Source organism: Pseudomonas sp. KH_040 (assembly GCF_057839305.1).
The window spans coordinates 6,348,572-6,366,942 of record NZ_CM174487.1 but is presented as its reverse complement, the minus strand read 5'-3'; the positions used below and the strand labels follow the sequence as shown (position 1 = coordinate 6,366,942).

Below are 18,371 nucleotides of genomic sequence, written 5' to 3'. Positions count from 1 at the left end.
AACGCCTCAACGGACGCTCCGCGTTCGGCTTTTGATGGGACGCGGAGCGTCCCGGGCTGCATTCCCACGCAGAGCGCGGGAACGATCAATCACTCGGTGATGAATTTGGCGCTGACGTAGGGTGAATAATCCGGCAGCACCGTTTCAACCTTGCCCTGTTCCTTCAAAAACTTCGCCGTCTCGCCAATCGCTTTCGCCGTGCCGCCATCCAGCAGCGCCGTGGTTTGCTGCGCCTTTGCGTCCGGGAACGCTGAACCTGCCAGCAATTCCGGCACATCAGCGGCATTGGCACCGGTCAGTTTGGCGATTTTCTGTACCGGCACCGAGTCAGCCGTCCAGCGGTCTTTGTGTGCGGCGTAATCGGCGAATGAGTCGAGCGTGACCTTGGCGAACTTTGCGACAACCTCAGGATGCTTCTCGGCAAAATCCTTGCGCGCGACCCAGACCTCGAAGGTCGGCGCGCCCCACTGGCCGACCTGCGCGGCATCGGTCAGGGTCTTGCCGGTCTTGCGGATTTCCCCCAGCGCCGGCGACCAGACAAATGCGCCATCGATATCGCCACGCTTCCACGCCGCTGCGATCTCTGCTGGTTGCAGGTTCACCACTTTGACTTTCGAGGCGTCCAGGCCCCAATGCTTGAGGGCGCCGAGCAGGCTGTAGTGTGAGGTCGAAACGAAAGGTGTGGCGATGGTTTTGCCGACCAGGTCCTGGGGGGTGTTGATACCGCTGCCATTGCGCACCACTAGCGCTTCGGCGGCATTGATCTGCGCCGAAACGATGAACGCCACAATCGGCAGATTGCGCGAAGCCGCCGCGGCCAACGGGCTGGAACCGAGGTTGCCGATCTGCACGTCACCCGAAGCAATGGCTGTCACAACTTCCGGGCCGCTGTTGAAGCGACGCCAGTCGATTTTCTCGCCAATGGTTTTCTCGTAGACGCCGTCGGCCTGGGGGACTTTGCTCGGGTCGATACCGGTTTGATACCCCACTGTGAGGTTGGTGGCATGCGCGGAAAAAGAAATCAGCGCTGACACACAAACTGTAACAAATTGACTAGATAGTGCGCGTTTGGCCATCATGGCGTCGCCTTTTCGATAGGGTTTGACGATTCGGGGTTACGCCAAAGCTAATCGATATAAAAAAAGGCTAACAAATACCATTTAGGAATGAGCTTAGTCGCCGATACGCTGTTTCCCGGCGGAGGTGGCAAGATAATGGCCATATTCCGAAATGATATGAAAAAGAATGAATAAATTCTTTTTGGGTTTATCAGGAAATCTTTACTCTGCACGGACCAAATCACTGCGATTAGACCTTGGTCGTAGACACACAAGGTTACGATTGACTTGTCGGTCACGGTCTGGCGCTAATCGCGCATCTTAGGACCCAGGGCATCAGACCCCGGGCCAGGAACACAAGAATTAGAAACGAGAGGAGCTTTACATGAACAAGTCCACCTTGGCCCTGGCTGTGGCCGTAGGGGTTATGGCGCAGCAGGCAGGCGCCGCCGGTTTCATCGAAGACAGCAAAGCTACCTTGGGGCTGCGTAACTTCTACATCAACACCGATAACCGTGATGGCGCTGGCGCCAACAAGAACGAAGAGTGGGGCCAAGGCTTCGATCTGCGTTTCATCTCCGGTTATACCCAAGGCACCGTAGGTTTCGGTATCGATGCCATCGGCCTGCTGGGCGTACGTCTGGATTCGGGCGGCGGCACTAACGGCAACAGCGGTACCGCTTACGGCGGCACTGTGTTCCCGAGCGAGTCCAACGGCAAAGCGGTGGACAACTTCTCCAGCCTGGGTCTGACTGCCAAAGCCAAGATCTCCCAGACTGAACTGAAGCTGGGTACTCTGCAGCCGAAGAACCCGGTCATCGTGACCAACGACGGTCGTCTGCTGCCACAAACCTGGCAGGGTGGCCAGATCACTTCCGGCGAAATCAAGGACCTGACTCTGGTCGGCGGTCAGATCGAAGCTGCGAAAGGTCGTAACTCCAGCAACAACGAAAACCTGTCCATCAGCGGTGCAAACACCCGTGGTACTGCGTTCCGTGACAGCAACAAATTCATCTACGCCGGTGGTGACTACAAGATCACCAAAGACCTGACTGCCCAGTACTACTACGGCAACCTGGAAGACTTCTACAAGCAGCACTTCCTGGGTCTGGTTCACAACTGGGCAATCGGCCCCGGCGTATTGAAATCCGATTTCCGTTACTTCAACAGCTCCGATGACGGCAAAAACGGTACCGATCCAGCCTACTACAGCACCGGTAACTACACCGGCGTGCGTAACGGTCGCGGTGAAGTCGACAACAACCTGTACAGCGGCCTGTTCCTGTACACCGTTGAAGGCCACACCTTCGGTGGCGGTTACCAGGTTTCCAATGGCAGCAGCGACTTCCCTTGGCTGAACCAGGGCGACGGCTCGTCGAACTACACCATCACCGACATGCAGATCCAGAAGTTCGGCCGTGCCGGCGAGAAAACCTGGCAAGCTCGCTACTCGTATGACTTCGCTAAAGTCGGCGTACCTGGCCTGACCGCCGGTGTCGTTTACCTCAAAGGCGATTCGATCGATACCGTTGGCACCAACGGTCGTGAGAACGGTTCGAACAGTTCCGAGTGGGAACGCGACTTCACCATCGGTTACGTTGTACCGGAAGGTCCGTTCAAGAACGTCGGCCTGATGTGGAAAAACGCTGTATGGCGCACCGATCTGCCGAACACCCGTTCGCAGGACGAAAACCGCCTGATCGTCAGCTACTCGATCCCGCTGCTGTAATAGCGCGTCTCGATTCGCGGATGTAAAAAAAGCCCCGTCCGGCATCGCGCCGGACGGGGCTTTTGCGTTTTCGAGTCAGGCTCACCCCCGTAAGCCTGCCCCGAAATTCCCCTCTTTACAGCAACTCAAGGCCTTCTCGAACCTTGTGAGCGATGTTCGTCGGGATGCCGTCGAGCGTCCAGTGAACAGATGTTTAATATTCAATAATGATCTAGATATCTAGTTATTTATTCTTTTTCACGATGGCAAATCCCGGGCTACAGTTGAGGTCTCGAACAACTCATCAGGAGCAGCACCATGAGCCTCAGACTCGGCGACATCGCCCCCGATTTCGAACAGGATTCCAGCGCCGGCAAGATTCGTTTCCACGAATGGCTGGGCGATAGCTGGGGCGTGCTGTTCTCCCACCCGGCGGACTTCACCCCGGTGTGCACCACTGAGCTGGGCTTCACCGCCAAGCTCAAGGATGAGTTCAGCAAACGCGGTGTCAAAGCCATCGCGCTGTCGGTCGACCCGGTGGATTCGCACCACAAGTGGATCGAAGACATCAACGAAACCCAGAACACCGTCGTCAACTTCCCGATCCTGGCCGATGCCGATCGCAAAGTCTCTGATCTGTATGACCTCATTCACCCGAACGCCAACGATACGCTGACCGTGCGTTCGCTGTTCGTGATCGACCCGAACAAAAAGATCCGCCTGACCATCACCTACCCGGCGAGCACCGGCCGTAACTTCCACGAGATTTTGCGAGTGATCGATTCGCTGCAGCTCACCGACAACTACAAGGTGGCCACCCCGGCCAACTGGCAGGACGGTGAAGAGGTGGTGATCGTGCCTTCGTTGAAAGATGAAGAAGAGATCAAGCAGCGCTTTCCGAAGGGTTATCGCGCGGTGAAACCGTATCTGCGTCTGACGCCACAGCCGAACAAATGATCTTCTTGGGCAGACTCGTTCCCACGTCGAGGCGTCGAACCGTCCGCGTGGGAATGCCGTCCGTGACGCTCCGCGTCACAGTGGACGCGGAGCGTCCATGGATTCATTCCCACGCAGAGCGTGGGAACGATCAGTGGTAGCTACTAAGCAGGGGATTTGAGGCCGTTTCGACGGCCTTTTTTTTCGCCTTGAATAACCTGAATTGCATATCTCTAAAACGAATAACCAAATGAATAAATATGATTTATGGATATATAAATCAGCTGGTAAGGTCACTCCATCGAAGCGAGATCGCAACCCGCGAATCGCCTGTAACGCTTAAGGAATGGTCTCAATGCTGGTCGTCTCACTCGGTGGCAGTCCCAGCCTGCGCTCCCGTTCCGGAGTGCTGCTGGAGCGCTCGCAACGTTGGTTGCAGCAGCAAGGCGTGGAAGTGGTGAGTTATCAGGTGCGCGACTTTCCGGCTGAAGACCTGCTCCATGCCCGCTTCGACAGCCCGAAGGTGCTCGACCTGCTGCAACAGATTGAAAATGCCGACGGCCTGCTGATCGCCACGCCGGTTTACAAAGCGTCGTTCTCCGGTGCCCTGAAAACCCTGCTGGATCTGTTGCCCGAGCGCGCCCTGAACCACAAGATTGTTTTGCCGATGGCTACCGGCGGCAGCATCGCCCACATGCTGGTGGTCGATTACGCCCTCAAACCCGTGTTGTCGGCATTGAAAGCCCAGGAAATGCTTCAGGGGATTTTCGCCGAGGACAGCCAGATCGCTTACGGCGAAGGCAGTGCTGCGGCGCAACTGGCACCGGCGCTGGAGCAGCGTCTGCATGAAGCGCTGGATCAGTTTGTCGGTGCCATGGCCCGCCGGCCGAAACCGCTGGAGCCGGGCCTGTTGAACGAACGTTTGTTGAGTGCTCGCTGGAGCATTTAAGCCTCACCAGAATTTGATGTAACTCACCTTACTTCGCCGACAACGGCCAAGCAGGTGCAGCCAAAACCCAACAGCAAAAAGGAGAGCGCTATGCGCACTGTATTTTTGCGTCGTGGTCTGGTCGCTCTGTTTGCTGCGGCTGTTACCTTCGGCGCCATCACTCAAGCTCAAGCCGAGACATTGCGGATCGGTTATCAGAAGTACGGCACGCTGGTGCTGCTCAAAGCCAAAGGCACTTTGGAAAAGCGTCTGGCCGCCCAAGGCGTCGACGTGCAATGGACTGAATTCCCCGGTGGCCCGCAACTGCTCGAAGGCCTGAACGTCGGCTCGATCGACTTCGGTGTCACCGGCGAAACCCCGCCAGTCTTCGCCCAGGCTGCCGGCGCCGATTTGCTTTACGTCGCTTATGAACCACCAGCGCCCAACAGCGAAGCGATCCTCGTGCCGAAAGACTCGCCGATCAAATCGGTGGCCGATCTCAAAGGCAAGAAAGTCGCCCTGAACAAAGGTTCCAACGTGCACTACCTGCTGGTGCGCGCACTGGAAGACGCCGGCCTCAAATACAGCGACATTCAAACCGTATTCCTGCCGCCCGCCGATGCTCGCGCCGCGTTCGAGCGTGGCAGCGTCGACGCCTGGGTTATCTGGGATCCGTACCAGGCTGCCGCCGAGAAACAACTGCAAGCACACACCCTGCGCGACGGCAAAGGCATCGTCGACAACCACCAGTTCTATCTCGCGACCAAACCTTACGCGCAGAAAAATCCTGAGGTGATCAAGACCCTCGTGGAAGAAGTACGCGCCGTTGGCGAGTGGTCCAAAGCCAATCCTGAAGACGTGACTCAACAAGTTGCGCCACTGCTCGGTCTGCCGGCGGACATCACCCTGACCTCGGTGAAACGCCAGGGCTACGGCGCGTTGTTCCTGACCCCGGAGGTGGTCGCCGCGCAGCAGAAGATCGCCGACACGTTCTTCCAGCTCAAGCTGATTCCCAAGCCATTGAGCATCAAGGATGTGATCTGGACCCCACCGGCCGCTGTGGCTAAAGCGCAGTAATTCGAATCCCCAAGGAGACCACTCCATGAGCCTCAATATCTTCTGGTTCCTGCCCACCCACGGCGACGGCCATTACCTTGGCACCGCCGAAGGCGCTCGCGCCGTCGACCACGGTTATCTGCAACAGGTCGCGCAAGCGGCGGATCGTCTGGGCTTCGGCGGTGTGCTGATCCCCACCGGCCGTTCCTGCGAAGACTCGTGGCTGGTGGCAGCGTCGCTGATCCCGGTGACCCAGCGTTTGAAATTCCTCGTTGCCCTGCGCCCCGGGATCATTTCCCCGACGGTGGCAGCGCGGCAGGCCGCCACGCTGGATCGTCTGTCCGGCGGCCGTGCGCTGTTCAATCTGGTCACCGGTGGCGACCCGGAAGAGTTGGCAGGCGACGGTCTGTTTCTCAGCCACGAAGAACGCTATCAAGCCTCGGTGGAGTTCACTCGCATCTGGCGCCGTGTGCTCGAAGGCGAAACCGTTGATTACGACGGTCAGCACATCAGCGTCAAAGGCGCCAAGTTGCTCTATCCACCAATCCAGCAACCACGTCCGCCGCTGTACTTCGGTGGCTCGTCGGAAGCCGCGCAGGATCTGGCTGCTGAACAAGTGGAAATGGTCCTGACCTGGGGCGAACCGCCCGCAGCGGTCGCGGAGAAGATCGAACAGGTCCGCGCCAAGGCCGCCAAGCTTGGCCGCACCGTGCGCTTCGGCATTCGTCTGCACGTAATCGTTCGCGAAACCAACGCAGAAGCATGGCAAGCGGCAGATCGGCTGATCTCGCACCTGGACGACGACACCATCGCTCGCGCTCAGGCTTCGCTGGCGCGTTTCGATTCGGTCGGCCAGCAACGCATGGCCGCACTGCACGGCGGCAGCCGCGACAATCTCGAAGTCAGCCCGAACCTGTGGGCCGGTGTTGGCTTGGTACGCGGCGGTGCCGGTACGGCGCTGGTTGGCGATGGCCCGACCGTCGCAGCGCGCGTGAAGGAGTACGCCGATCTGGGCATCGACACCTTTATCTTCTCCGGTTATCCACACCTCGAAGAATCGTATCGCGTCGCTGAACTGCTGTTTCCGCACCTCGACATCGAGCGTCCGGAACTGCCGAAAAGCGCCGGTTATGTCAGCCCGTTCGGCGAGATGGTCGCCAACGATATTCTTCCCAAAGCCGCGTCGCAGAGCTGAGGCGCGCCATGAAGAAAATCATCCACAGCCTCGCGCCCTGGGCGTTGCCGGTGTTGTTGCTGGCGGTGTGGCAGTTGTCGGTGTCGGCGGGTTGGTTGTCGACGCGGATTCTGCCGGCACCGGTGGCGGTGATCGAGGCCGGCGTGAGCCAGGTGCGCAGCGGCGAAATCTGGACGCACCTGGCGATCAGTGGCTGGCGCGCGGCGCTCGGTTTCACCATCGGCGGCAGCATCGGTCTGGTCTTGGGCTTTATCACTGGCCTGTCGAAATGGGGCGAACGCTTGCTCGACAGCTCGGTGCAGATGATCCGCAACGTGCCGCACCTGGCGCTGATTCCGCTGGTGATCCTGTGGTTCGGCATCGACGAGTCGGCGAAGATTTTTCTGGTGGCGTTGGGCACGCTGTTCCCGATCTACCTCAACACTTATCACGGCATCCGCAACGTCGACCCGGCGCTGGTGGAGATGGCGCGCAGTTATGGCTTGAGCGGGTTCAGCCTGTTCTGGCAGGTGATTCTGCCGGGGGCACTGCCTTCGATTCTGGTCGGCGTGCGCTTCGCCCTGGGCTTTATGTGGCTGACGCTGATCGTCGCCGAAACCATTTCCGCCAGCTCCGGCATTGGCTATCTGGCGATGAACGCTCGCGAGTTCCTGCAGACCGATGTGGTGGTGCTGGCAATCCTGCTTTACGCGGTGCTGGGCAAACTCGCTGACCTTGCGGCGCGCGGACTTGAACGTGTGTGGTTGCGTTGGCACCCGGCCTATCAGGTTTCCAAAGGAGGTGCGGCATGACTGCTCAACAACCTCCACGCCTGCTGCGCGGGATTCCGCTGGCGGTGCGCAACCTGCAGAAAACCTTTGGCGCGCGGCAGGTGCTGCGTGACATCGATCTGCACATTCCGGCAGGGCAATTCGTCGCTGTGGTCGGTCGCAGTGGTTGCGGCAAAAGTACCTTGCTGCGCTTGCTCGCCGGCCTCGATCAACCAACGGGCGGTGACTTGCTGGCCGGCTCTGCGCCGCTGAGCGATGCGCGGGAAGACACCCGATTGATGTTCCAGGAAGCGCGTCTGCTGCCGTGGAAAAAGATCATCGACAACGTGGGTCTCGGCCTCAAAGGCAACTGGCGCCCGAAGGCTCTCGAAGCCCTGGATGCGGTGGGTCTGGCTGATCGCGCCAATGAATGGCCGGCGGCGTTGTCCGGTGGGCAGAAGCAGCGGGTTGCACTAGCTCGCGCGCTGATCCATCAGCCGCGTCTGCTGCTGCTCGACGAACCGCTCGGCGCACTGGACGCGCTGACCCGCATCGAAATGCAGCAACTGATCGAACGTCTCTGGCAGCAACACGGCTTCACCGTGCTGCTGGTGACCCATGACGTCAGCGAAGCGGTGGCGATTGCCGACCGGGTGATTCTGATCGAGGACGGCGAAGTCGGTCTCGACCTGCATGTCGAACTGCCGCGCCCAAGGGTGCGTGGTTCACATCGACTGGCGGCGCTGGAAACCGAAGTGCTTAACCGTGTTCTCTCCCTGCCCGGCGAACCGCCGGCGCCGGAACCTGTTTCACCACTGCCTACGCAACTGCGTTGGGCTCAATAACTCAAGCAAACGACAGGAATCATTGCCATGACTATCAAAGCCATCAACGTCCGTAACCAGTTCAAAGGCTCGATCAAGGAAATCGTCCTCGGTGACGTGCTGTCGGAAATCGACGTGCAGACCGCTTCCGGCATCGTCACTTCGGTGATCACCACCCGCTCGGTAAAGGAGCTGGAACTGGTGGTCGGCAGCGAAGTGATCGCCTTTGTGAAATCCACCGAGGTGTCGATCGCCAAGTTGTAAGCCGGTGAGTAAAAAACAACCCCGAAGGGCGTGAGCCCTTCGGGGTTTTTTGTGTTTTGAAGAGCAAAAGATCGTCCGATCGCGGCCCGAGCCTTCGGACGATCTTTTAGCGTTTAGGTAGATACGGCGGCAGATACAGGCCGATATAGGCATCAAACACCCGCATCCCTTCCTCGGCCATGCGCGGCGTGATTTGCCCATGTTGCTGCACCGAGCGCGCATAAACCCGGTCACCCAACTCCATCGCCAGGGCGAATACATCGACATCCTCCGGCAGCCTCGGCAACTCGAAGTGATGATTGAACAGCTTGTGCATCAGGTCGCCCAGTTCTATGTCGTGCTGACGGTCAGCCTGGGTCACTTCGGTCAAGCCGTGTTGGGCGAGGATCAACTGGCGCGCCGCCGCATCTTCGTCGTAGATCTCCAGCATCCGTTGCTCGACCAGTCGCGACAGATCTCGCCAGTCACGCAGCGCGTCATGATCGATCGGCGCTTGCAGGCAGGCGCGGAACGCCGCGTGTACATCTGCCGTCAGTGCCTCAAGCAGCGCCGGCACACTGGCGAAGAAGTGGTACACGGAGGAGGGCGGAATCTGCGCGCGCTCGGCGACGCTATAGATCGACAGACTCGCCACACCCTCGGCCGCCAGTAATGTGCGCGCGGCGTCGAGTATCGAGTCGATGCGCGCCTGGCTGCGGGCACGGGGTTTGCGGACGGGGGCGGGTCGCGTCATGAAAGTCTCCTGCGGGGCAGCGGGCATTGTACGAGCCGGTTCCTGTGTTGTCTTGTCGGCCGCCATCGCTGGCAAGCCAGCTCCCACAGTGATCTTCAGTGAACCGGGATTTATGTGCGCAGAAAATCCCTGTGGGAGCTGGCTTGCCAGCGATCCGCCGCAGGCGGCCATAAAAAAACGCCGTTGGCTAAATCAGCCAACGGCGTTCTTTCCTGAAGCTGCAACCGCTTAAACGGTATGCAGATACCAGTTGTACTCAAGGTCGGAGATGGAGTGTTCGAACTCCTCCAGCTCGCTTTCCTTGCAGGCGACGAAGATATCGATGTACTTCGGATCGATGTACTTGGCCATCACCTCGCTGTCGTCCAGCTCACGCAGGGCATCGCGCAAGTTGTTCGGCAGGCTTTGCTCGTTCTGCTCGTAGCTGTTGCCTTCGACTGGCGCGCCCGGCTCGATCTTGTTGGTCAGACCGTGGTGCACGCCGGCCAGTACCGAAGCCATCAGCAGGTAAGGGTTGGCGTCGGCACCGGCGACGCGGTGTTCGATACGCACGGCATCGGACGAGCCGGTCGGTACGCGAATCGCCACGGTGCGGTTGTCCAGGCCCCAGCACGGTGAGTTCGGCACGTAGAACTGTGCGCCGAAACGACGGTACGAGTTGACGTTCGGGCAGAGGAAAGCCATCTGCGCGGGCAGGGTCTCGAGCACACCGCCGATCGCGTGACGCAGCGCGGCGTTCTGCTCGGGATCCTCGCTGGCAAAAATGTTTTTGCCTTCTTTATCCAGAATCGAAATGTGTACGTGCAGACCATTACCGGCCTGACCCGGATAAGGCTTGGCCATGAAGGTGGTGTCCATTTCATGGTCGTAGGCGATGTTCTTGATCAGACGCTTGAGCAGTACCGCGTAGTCGCAGGCCTTGATCGGGTCGGCGACGTGGTGCAGGTTCACTTCGAACTGCGCCGGGGCACTTTCCTTGACGATGGCGTCGGCCGGGATGCCTTGCTCTTTGGCACCTTCCAGAATGTCCTGGAGGCAGTCGACGTATTCGTCGAGGTCGTCGATCAGGTAGACCTGCGTCGAGTGCGGGCGTTTGCCGGAGATCGGCGAGCGTGGCGGCTGAGGGCGGCCGTTCACGTTTTCCTGGTCGATCAGGTAGAACTCGAGTTCGAATGCGGCGCAGATGGTCAGGCCCAGCTCGTCAAACTTTGCAACAACTTGACGGAGCACTTCGCGCGGATCGGCGAAGAATGGGTCGCCTTCGAGTTCGTGCATGGTCATCAACAGTTGCGCGGTCGGGCGTTTCTGCCATGGCTCGTTGCACAGGGTATCGGGGATTGGATAGCAGATACGATCGGCGTCGCCGATGTCCAGGCCCAGGCCGGTGCTTTCCACCGTAGAGCCATTGATATCCAGAGCAAATAGAGAGGCCGGCAGGTTGATGCCTTTCTCGTAAACCTTGTGGAGGCTGGTGCGTTCGATGCGCTTGCCGCGCACCACACCATTCATATCCGCAATCAGAAGGTCAACGTACAGAACCTCAGGATGTTCCTTAAGGAACGCGTTCGCTTCGTTAAGCTGAACGGCACGCGGGGGTACCGACATGATGCAACACCTTTGTTGTTAAAAATATCAATCATTGATCTTTTCTGGTTTCAGTCAACCCGAACGGCCTGCCGAAGTCAAGCGAGGCCTTTTTTGCCCTAAAAAAGCGCTGCAAGGGCATTTATGGGGCACTTTCGGGCGTTTTTTTGTCCCTGGAAGACTGTGCACCCGCGGGCTTGAGCAGGCCGTGTTGTATTTTTTACGGGGGTGTTGTGTAAAAAAATGAACAAGGCTAAGCTCGGATCAAACCCATAACAGCAATAATACCGGGGTGCTTCATGTCTCGCCTGCCGTTAATCGGCATCACCGACTGCTCGCAACAGTCCGGTCTGCATGCTCATCACATCAGTGGCGACCAATCCGTCCGTAGCGCAGCCAGCATGGCTCGCCAGTTGCCGACGATATTCCCGTCCATGGCCGTTCAAACGCCAGCGTCCGATATTCTGGACGTACGGGAAAGCATCCTGTTTATGGCGTCCCCTTCCAATATAGATCGCTTTCACCCTCAAAGCCTGTGCCGCTTGCCCAGCCGTGCTCATGATTCTGCACGCCTGGACTGTGCACAGGAAATGCAACGCCAGCGTAAAGGGCAGGTAAGCTCCTCTTTCATTGTCTATGCGCGGTGCCGGGCGTAAGCCGGTACTGCGCGAGCAAGCCCCCTTTAACGCGACGCTCCAAGCGTCAAACTTTGCCTGACATTCTGTCAGGAGACTCAGCCCAGAGGCATTTATGAGTAACAACCTCGACCAGCTCACCGATTGGTTGAAAGACCACAAGATCACAGAAGTCGAATGCATGATCGCCGACTTGACCGGTATCACCCGGGGCAAGATCTCGCCGACCAACAAGTTCATCGCCGAAAAAGGCATGCGTCTGCCAGAAAGCGTGCTGTTGCAGACCGTGACCGGCGACTACGTCGAAGACGACATCTATTACGAACTGCTCGACCCGGCCGACATCGACATGATCTGCCGCCCCGACCAGAACGCCGTGTACATGGTGCCGTGGGCCATCGAGCCGACCGCGCAGGTGATCCACGACACCTACGACAAGCAAGGCAACCCGATCGAGCTGTCGCCGCGCAACGTCCTCAAGAAAGTCCTCAAACTCTATGCTGACAAAGGCTGGCAGCCGATCGTGGCGCCGGAGATGGAGTTCTACCTGACCAAGCGCAGCGACGACCCTGACTATCCGTTGCAGCCGCCGATTGGTCGCTCGGGCCGTCCGGAAATCGGTCGTCAGTCGTTCTCGATCGAAGCGGCGAACGAATTCGACCCGCTGTTCGAGGACGTCTACGACTGGTGCGAACTGCAGGAGCTGGATCTCGACACGCTGATCCACGAAGACGGCACGGCGCAGATGGAAATCAACTTCCGTCACGGCGACGCACTGTCGCTGGCCGACCAGATCCTGGTGTTCAAACGCACCATGCGCGAAGCCGCGCTCAAGCACGATGTAGCCGCGACATTTATGGCCAAACCGATGACCGGCGAGCCGGGCAGTGCGATGCACTTGCACCAGAGCATCATCGACATCGAGACCGGCAAGAACGTCTTCTCTAATGAAGACGGGACCATGAGCCAGTTGTTCCTGCACCACATCGGTGGTTTGCAGAAACTGATTCCTGAGCTGTTGCCGTTGTTCGCACCGAACGTCAACTCGTTCCGCCGCTTCCTGCCGGACACCTCGGCACCGGTGAACGTCGAGTGGGGCGAAGAAAACCGCACCGTCGGCCTGCGCGTACCGGATGCCGGCCCGCAGAACCGCCGTGTGGAAAACCGCCTGCCGGGCGCTGACGCCAACCCGTACCTGGCGATCGCCGCGAGCCTGCTCTGCGGCTATATCGGCATGGTCGAAGGCCTCAACCCGAGCGCGCCAGTGGTGGGCCGTGGTTACGAGCGCCGCAACCTGCGCCTGCCGCTGACCATCGAAGATGCGCTGGAGCGTATGGAAAACAGCGCGACCATCGAGAAGTACCTGGGCAAAACCTTCATCACAGGCTACGTCGCGGTAAAACGGGCCGAGCATGAAAACTTCAAGCGCGTGATCAGTTCCTGGGAGCGTGAGTACCTGCTCTTCGCCGTCTGATACGCCGGGCGCGGTCCTCACCGGCCGCGCCTTCACCGATAACAAGGAGAATTGGCATGACCAGCAACAACCCGCAAACCCGCGAGTGGCAAGCACTCAGCAATGATCATCACCTGGCCCCGTTCAGCGACTTCAAGCAGCTGAAAGAGAAAGGCCCGCGGATCATCACCAACGCCAAGGGCGTTTACCTGTGGGACAGCGAAGGCAACAAGATTCTCGACGGCATGGCCGGTCTGTGGTGTGTGGCCATCGGTTATGGTCGCGATGAGCTGGCCGACGCGGCTGCCAAACAGATGCGCGAACTGCCGTACTACAACCTGTTCTTCCAGACCGCGCACCCGCCGGCGCTGGAACTGGCCAAGGCCATTGCCGACGTGGCACCGCAAGGCATGAACCACGTGTTCTTCACCGGTTCCGGCTCCGAAGGCAACGACACCATGCTGCGCATGGTCCGCCACTACTGGGCGATCAAAGGCCAGCCGAACAAGAAAGTCATCATCAGCCGCAAGAATGGTTATCACGGTTCGACCGTGGCCGGCGCGAGCCTCGGTGGCATGACGTATATGCACGAACAAGGCGACTTGCCGATCCCGGGCATCGTCCATATCGCGCAGCCGTACTGGTTCGCCGAAGGCGGCGACATGTCGCCGGAAGAGTTCGGTATCTGGGCGGCCAATCAGCTGGAAGAGAAGATTCTCGAAGTCGGCGTCGACAACGTCGGTGCCTTTATTGCCGAGCCGATCCAGGGCGCCGGCGGCGTGATCATTCCGCCCGACAGCTACTGGCCGCGCATCAAGGAAATCCTCGCCAAGTACGACATCCTGTTCGTCGCGGACGAAGTGATCTGCGGTTTCGGCCGTACCGGTGAGTGGTTCGGCAGTGATTTTTACGATCTCAAGCCGGACATGATGACCATCGCCAAAGGCCTGACCTCCGGCTACATCCCGATGGGTGGCCTGATCGTTCGCGACTCCGTGGTGGCGGTGCTCAATGAAGGCGGCGATTTCAATCACGGCTTCACTTACTCCGGTCACCCGGTGGCAGCAGCGGTGGGCCTGGAAAACATCCGCATCTTGCGTGATGAAAAAATTATCGAGAACGCGCACAACGAAACGGCACCGTATTTGCAGAAACGTCTGCGGGAACTGAACGATCACCCGTTGGTGGGTGAAGTTCGCGGAGTCGGTCTGTTGGGCGCGATCGAGCTGGTGCAGGACAAGGCCACGCGCAAGCGTTACGAAGGCAAGGGCGTCGGCATGATCTGCCGCCAGTTCTGCTTCGACAACGGCCTGATCATGCGCGCTGTGGGCGACACCATGATCATTGCGCCGCCGCTGGTGATCAGCAAAGCGGAAATCGATGAGCTGGTTACAAAGGCACGCAAGTGTCTGGACCTGACCCTCAGTGCGTTGCAGGGCTAAGTGCTAGGCTTTGAGCGGGGGAGCCGTGGCGCTCGCGCTTAAAGCTGTCAGAAAGGCTGGTCTTTTCTTGAAAGACCGCCTCGGATCTTGCCAGACTAGCCGCGGTTCCAGTTGTCCGGGTTCGGCCGCTGAACAAAGTGGTTCAAAAAAGAAAAATTTGGAGCATTAACGCATGAAGGCATTAGGCAAAAAGCTCGCTGGCAAGACTCTGCTCGCCATGTCCCTGATGGGAGTCATGGCGGCTGCGGCGCAGGCGGACGACAAGGTGTTGCACGTCTACAACTGGTCCGACTACATCGCCCCGGACACTGTGGCCAACTTTGAAAAAGCCACCGGGATCAAAGTCGTTTATGACGTCTTCGACAGTAACGAAACCCTGGAAGCCAAGCTGCTGGCCGGCAAGTCCGGTTACGACATCGTGGTGCCTTCCAATAACTTCCTCGCCAAGCAGATCAAGGCCGGTGTTTACCAGGAGCTGGACAAGTCCAAGCTGCCGAACTGGAAGAACCTCGACGAAGACCTGCTCAAGGCTGTTGGCGATGCCAGCGACCAAGGCAACAAGCACGCGTTCCCGTACATGTGGGGCTCGATCGGCATCGGCTACAACCCGGCCAAGGTCAAGGCAGCGCTGGGCATCGACAAGATCGATTCCTGGGACGTGGTGTTCAAGCCGGAAAACATCGAGAAGCTCAAAAGCTGCGGCGTAAGCTTCCTCGACGCACCGACCGAAATGATTCCGGCGGCGTTGCACTATCTGGGCAAGCCGACCAACAGCAAGGACAAGGCTGACCTGAAAGCCGCCGAAGACCTGTTCCTGAAAATTCGTCCTTCGGTTGCCTACTTCCATTCCTCCAAGTACATCTCCGACCTGGCCAACGGCAACATCTGCGTCGCCGTCGGTTACTCGGGCGACCTGGAACAATCCAAGACCCGCGCCCAGGAAGCCGGTGACAAGGTCAAGCTGGCCTACACCATTCCAAAAGAAGGTGCTGGCACGTTCTACGACATGGTCGCCATTCCCAAGGATGCCGAAAACGTCGAAGCCGCCTACAAGTTCATGAACTACCTGCTTGAGCCGCAAGTGATGGCCGGCATCACCAACGCCGTGCGTTTCCCGAACGGCAACAAAGCTGCTACGCCACTGGTCGACAAAGACATCACCAGCGATCCGAGCATCTACCCATCGGCTGAAGTGAAGAAACAGCTCTATGCGATCAGCGACCTGGATGCAGCGACCCTGCGCCTGATCACTCGCAGCTGGACCAAGATCAAATCCGGTAAATAACCCGGTTTGAAGCAGCAACCGCTGGCCGTCGTCTCCCGCGAAGGCGGCCAGCGGATCAATTAAATGACAGGAAGTTTTGCAGGAACGGTTTTTCGAGGGTAAGTTGCGCGCCGGTTTTGTTGCCGGGCAGCCACGGCTGTCATGCAGCGCGGGGCAACTTGGGCCCAACTAATTTAGAGGACCTCCACTTGCCTATTTTTTCTTCTTTGCGCAAAGCCCTGCTGGCCACTGCCGGCCTGACGATTGCTGTCGGAGCCCAGGCCGCCGGTACGGTGCATATTTATAACTGGTCCGATTACATCGGCGAGACCACCCTGGCCGACTTCCAGAAAGCCACCGGGATCAAGCCGGTCTATGACGTGTTCGATTCCAACGAAACCCTGGAAGGCAAACTGCTGGCCGGGCGTACCGGTTACGACGTGGTCGTGCCGTCGAACCACTTCCTCGGCAAGCAGATCAAGGCCGGCGCGTTCCAGAAACTCGACAAGTCGCAGCTGCCAAATTATTCCAATCTCGACCCGGCGCTGCTCAAGCGTCTGGAGCAGAACGATCCGGGCAACCTGTACGCCGTGCCGTACCTGTGGGGCACCAACGGCATCGGTTACAACGTCGATAAAGTGAAGGCCGTTCTGGGTGTCGACAAGATCGATTCGTGGGGCGTTTTGTTCGAGCCTGAGAACATCAAGAAGCTGCAAAGCTGCGGTGTGGCATTCCTCGATTCGGCGGATGAAATGATGCCGACCGTGCTCAACTATCTGGGCCTGAATGCCAACAGCACCAATCCGAAGGATTACGAAAAAGCCACCGACAAATTGCTCGCGGTGCGTCCTTACGTGACCTACTTCCACTCCTCGAAATACATCGGTGATCTGGCCAACGGCGACATCTGCGTGGCCATCGGTTTCTCTGGCGATATCTTCCAGGCGAAGAACCGCGCAGCCGAAGCCAAGAAGGGCGTGAACATCGCCTACGCGGTGCCGAAAGAAGGTGGTGCGCTGTGGTTCGACATGCTGGCAATCCCCAAGGATTCGTCGAACGTGAAGCAGGCCCATGCCTTCATCAACTATCTGCTGAAACCTGAGGTGATCGCTCAGGTCAGTGATTACGTCGGTTATGCCAACCCTAATCCGGGTGCGGACAAGTTGATGGAGCAATCCATCCGCACCGATGCGTCGGTGTATCCGCCGCAGGCCGTTATCGACAAGGCTTATGTGTCGATCGAGTTGCCACCGAACATTCAGCGCCTGATGACCCGCAGCTGGACCAAGGTCAAGTCGGGGATGTAAGGCACACACTATCCTGGGTTCGCCTTGCGGGGCGAACTGCATTGTTTTTTTCTGGGAGTTTCGTAAATGGCAGTTGCCTCCGGCGCCTATAAGAAAGCCCTCGAGGGCGACCAGACACCGAAACAGGTGTTGGTCAAAATCGACCGGGTCACGAAGAAGTTCGACGAGACGATTGCCGTGGACGATGTGTCCCTGGAAATCAAAAAGGGCGAAATCTTCGCCCTGCTCGGCGGTTCGGGATCGGGCAAATCCACTCTGCTGCGGATGCTGGCAGGGTTCGAACGGCCCACGGAGGGGCGCATTTTCCTCGACGGCGTCGACATCACCGACATGCCGCCGTACGAACGTCCGATCAACATGATGTTCCAGTCGTACGCCTTGTTCCCGCACATGACCGTGGCGCAGAACATCGCCTTCGGCCTCAAGCAGGACAAGATCCCGGCCGCTGAAGTCGATGCCCGCGTGGCCGAGATGCTCAAGCTGGTGCAGATGAGCCAGTACGCCAAGCGCAAGCCGCATCAACTGTCCGGCGGTCAGCGTCAGCGCGTGGCGCTGGCACGTTCGCTGGCGAAGCGGCCGAAGCTGTTGCTACTCGATGAGCCGATGGGCGCACTGGACAAGAAACTGCGCTCGCAGATGCAGCTGGAACTGGTCGAGATCATCGAGCGCGTCGGTGTGACCTGCGTGATGGTGACCCACGATCAGGAAGAGGCCATGACCATGGCCGAGCGCATCGCGATCATGCACCTGGGCTGGATCGCCCAGATCGGCAGCCCGATCGACATCTACGAAACCCCGACCAGCCGCTTGGTCTGCGAATTCATCGGCAACGTCAACATCTTCGAAGGCGAAGTGATCGACGACGCTGAAGGCCACGCAACCATTACCTGCAAAGATCTCGATCGGCAGATCTACGTCGGCCACGGCATCAGTACTTCGGTGCAGGACAAATCGGTGACTTACGCGATCCGTCCGGAGAAGCTGCTGGTCACCGCCGATCAACCGACCTGTGAATACAACTGGTCGAGCGGCAAGGTGCACGACATCGCCTACCTCGGCGGGCACTCGGTGTTCTACGTTGAATTGCCGAGCGGCAAACTGGTGCAGTCGTTCGTCGCCAACGCCGAGCGCCGTGGCGCGCGTCCGACCTGGGGCGATCAGGTTTACGTGTGGTGGGAAGACGACAGCGGCGTGGTACTTCGCTCATGAACATGCGCAAATTCAAACGCCGCATC

17 protein-coding genes are annotated in these 18,371 nt (G+C 58.7%); 14 read left to right on the top strand and 3 right to left on the bottom strand.

Features of this window, described 5'->3' with window-relative positions; all coding sequences use genetic code 11:
• Nucleotides 1–89: 89 nt before the first annotated feature.
• Nucleotides 90–1,079, bottom strand: a complete 990-nt coding sequence (tauA, locus tag AC3IUF_RS28470; protein WP_489279892.1) for a taurine ABC transporter substrate-binding protein — start codon at nucleotides 1,077–1,079, stop codon at nucleotides 90–92.
• Nucleotides 1,080–1,443: 364 nt separating this feature from the next.
• Between tauA and AC3IUF_RS28465 the strand changes: the two genes are divergently transcribed.
• The 8 genes from AC3IUF_RS28465 (at nucleotide 1,444) to AC3IUF_RS28430 (ending at nucleotide 8,718) form a co-directional block, all read left to right on the top strand.
• Entirely contained in the window at nucleotides 1,444–2,787 is a 1,344-nt protein-coding gene (locus AC3IUF_RS28465; protein ID WP_489279890.1) for an OprD family porin, read from the top strand.
• Between the two features lie 297 nt (nucleotides 2,788–3,084).
• Nucleotides 3,085–3,723: a peroxiredoxin gene (locus AC3IUF_RS28460; protein ID WP_007913831.1), complete on the top strand. Its 639-nt coding sequence runs from the start codon at nucleotides 3,085–3,087 to the stop codon at nucleotides 3,721–3,723.
• Nucleotides 3,724–4,057: 334 nt separating this feature from the next.
• Nucleotides 4,058–4,651: an NADPH-dependent FMN reductase gene (ssuE, locus tag AC3IUF_RS28455; RefSeq protein ID WP_034151973.1), complete on the top strand. Its 594-nt coding sequence runs from the start codon at nucleotides 4,058–4,060 to the stop codon at nucleotides 4,649–4,651.
• A 90-nt stretch (nucleotides 4,652–4,741) separates the two neighbouring features.
• The gene (locus tag AC3IUF_RS28450) at nucleotides 4,742–5,707 is read left to right on the top strand and encodes a sulfonate ABC transporter substrate-binding protein (RefSeq protein WP_007913834.1); all 966 of its coding nucleotides are present in this window, start codon (nucleotides 4,742–4,744) and stop codon (nucleotides 5,705–5,707) included.
• Between the two features lie 25 nt (nucleotides 5,708–5,732).
• Nucleotides 5,733–6,881 carry an FMNH2-dependent alkanesulfonate monooxygenase gene (gene ssuD / locus AC3IUF_RS28445; RefSeq protein ID WP_007939251.1) on the top strand — a complete coding sequence of 383 codons (1,149 nt, stop codon included), beginning with the start codon at nucleotides 5,733–5,735 and terminating at the stop codon, nucleotides 6,879–6,881.
• An 8-nt stretch (nucleotides 6,882–6,889) separates the two neighbouring features.
• Nucleotides 6,890–7,672, top strand: coding sequence for an aliphatic sulfonate ABC transporter permease SsuC (gene ssuC, locus AC3IUF_RS28440; RefSeq protein ID WP_489279889.1), 783 nt, complete (start codon nucleotides 6,890–6,892; stop codon nucleotides 7,670–7,672).
• Nucleotides 7,669–8,475 carry an aliphatic sulfonates ABC transporter ATP-binding protein gene (gene ssuB / locus AC3IUF_RS28435; RefSeq protein WP_007913838.1) on the top strand — a complete coding sequence of 269 codons (807 nt, stop codon included), beginning with the start codon at nucleotides 7,669–7,671 and terminating at the stop codon, nucleotides 8,473–8,475. The genes ssuC and ssuB overlap by 4 nt, the downstream gene beginning before the upstream one ends.
• A 27-nt stretch (nucleotides 8,476–8,502) precedes the next feature.
• The gene (locus AC3IUF_RS28430; RefSeq protein WP_003229256.1) at nucleotides 8,503–8,718 is read left to right on the top strand and encodes a TOBE domain-containing protein; all 216 of its coding nucleotides are present in this window, start codon (nucleotides 8,503–8,505) and stop codon (nucleotides 8,716–8,718) included.
• A 106-nt stretch (nucleotides 8,719–8,824) separates the two neighbouring features.
• Here AC3IUF_RS28430 and AC3IUF_RS28425 read toward each other — a convergent pair whose 3' ends face one another.
• A complete protein-coding gene (locus AC3IUF_RS28425; RefSeq protein WP_489279886.1) occupies nucleotides 8,825–9,451 on the bottom strand; it encodes a TetR/AcrR family transcriptional regulator in 627 nt (208 codons plus the stop codon).
• 228 nt (nucleotides 9,452–9,679) lie between these two features.
• Nucleotides 9,680–11,056: a glutamine synthetase family protein gene (locus tag AC3IUF_RS28420; RefSeq protein WP_007913842.1), complete on the bottom strand. Its 1,377-nt coding sequence runs from the start codon at nucleotides 11,054–11,056 to the stop codon at nucleotides 9,680–9,682.
• A gap of 278 nt (nucleotides 11,057–11,334) precedes the next feature.
• Here AC3IUF_RS28420 and AC3IUF_RS28415 point away from each other — a divergent pair, with 278 nt between their 5' ends.
• The 6 genes from AC3IUF_RS28415 to AC3IUF_RS28390 all read left to right on the top strand — a co-directional run bounded on the left by AC3IUF_RS28415 (nucleotide 11,335) and on the right by AC3IUF_RS28390 (nucleotide 18,345).
• Nucleotides 11,335–11,691 (top strand): gamma-glutamyl-gamma-aminobutyrate hydrolase family protein, encoded by a 357-nt coding sequence (locus AC3IUF_RS28415; protein WP_447795636.1) that lies wholly within the window; start codon nucleotides 11,335–11,337, stop codon nucleotides 11,689–11,691.
• A 94-nt stretch (nucleotides 11,692–11,785) separates the two neighbouring features.
• Nucleotides 11,786–13,144, top strand: coding sequence for a glutamine synthetase family protein (locus tag AC3IUF_RS28410; protein WP_007913846.1), 1,359 nt, complete (start codon nucleotides 11,786–11,788; stop codon nucleotides 13,142–13,144).
• A 56-nt stretch (nucleotides 13,145–13,200) separates the two neighbouring features.
• Nucleotides 13,201–14,565, top strand: a complete 1,365-nt coding sequence (locus AC3IUF_RS28405) for an aspartate aminotransferase family protein (protein WP_007913848.1) — start codon at nucleotides 13,201–13,203, stop codon at nucleotides 14,563–14,565.
• Nucleotides 14,566–14,737: 172 nt separating this feature from the next.
• The gene (locus AC3IUF_RS28400) at nucleotides 14,738–15,850 is read left to right on the top strand and encodes a polyamine ABC transporter substrate-binding protein (RefSeq protein WP_007913851.1); all 1,113 of its coding nucleotides are present in this window, start codon (nucleotides 14,738–14,740) and stop codon (nucleotides 15,848–15,850) included.
• A gap of 188 nt (nucleotides 15,851–16,038) precedes the next feature.
• On the top strand, nucleotides 16,039–17,136 hold the full coding sequence (locus AC3IUF_RS28395) for a polyamine ABC transporter substrate-binding protein (RefSeq protein ID WP_007913853.1): 1,098 nt from the start codon (nucleotides 16,039–16,041) through the stop codon (nucleotides 17,134–17,136).
• Between the two features lie 66 nt (nucleotides 17,137–17,202).
• A complete protein-coding gene (locus AC3IUF_RS28390; RefSeq protein ID WP_007913856.1) occupies nucleotides 17,203–18,345 on the top strand; it encodes an ABC transporter ATP-binding protein in 1,143 nt (380 codons plus the stop codon).
• The last annotated feature ends 26 nt before the right edge of the window (nucleotides 18,346–18,371 follow it).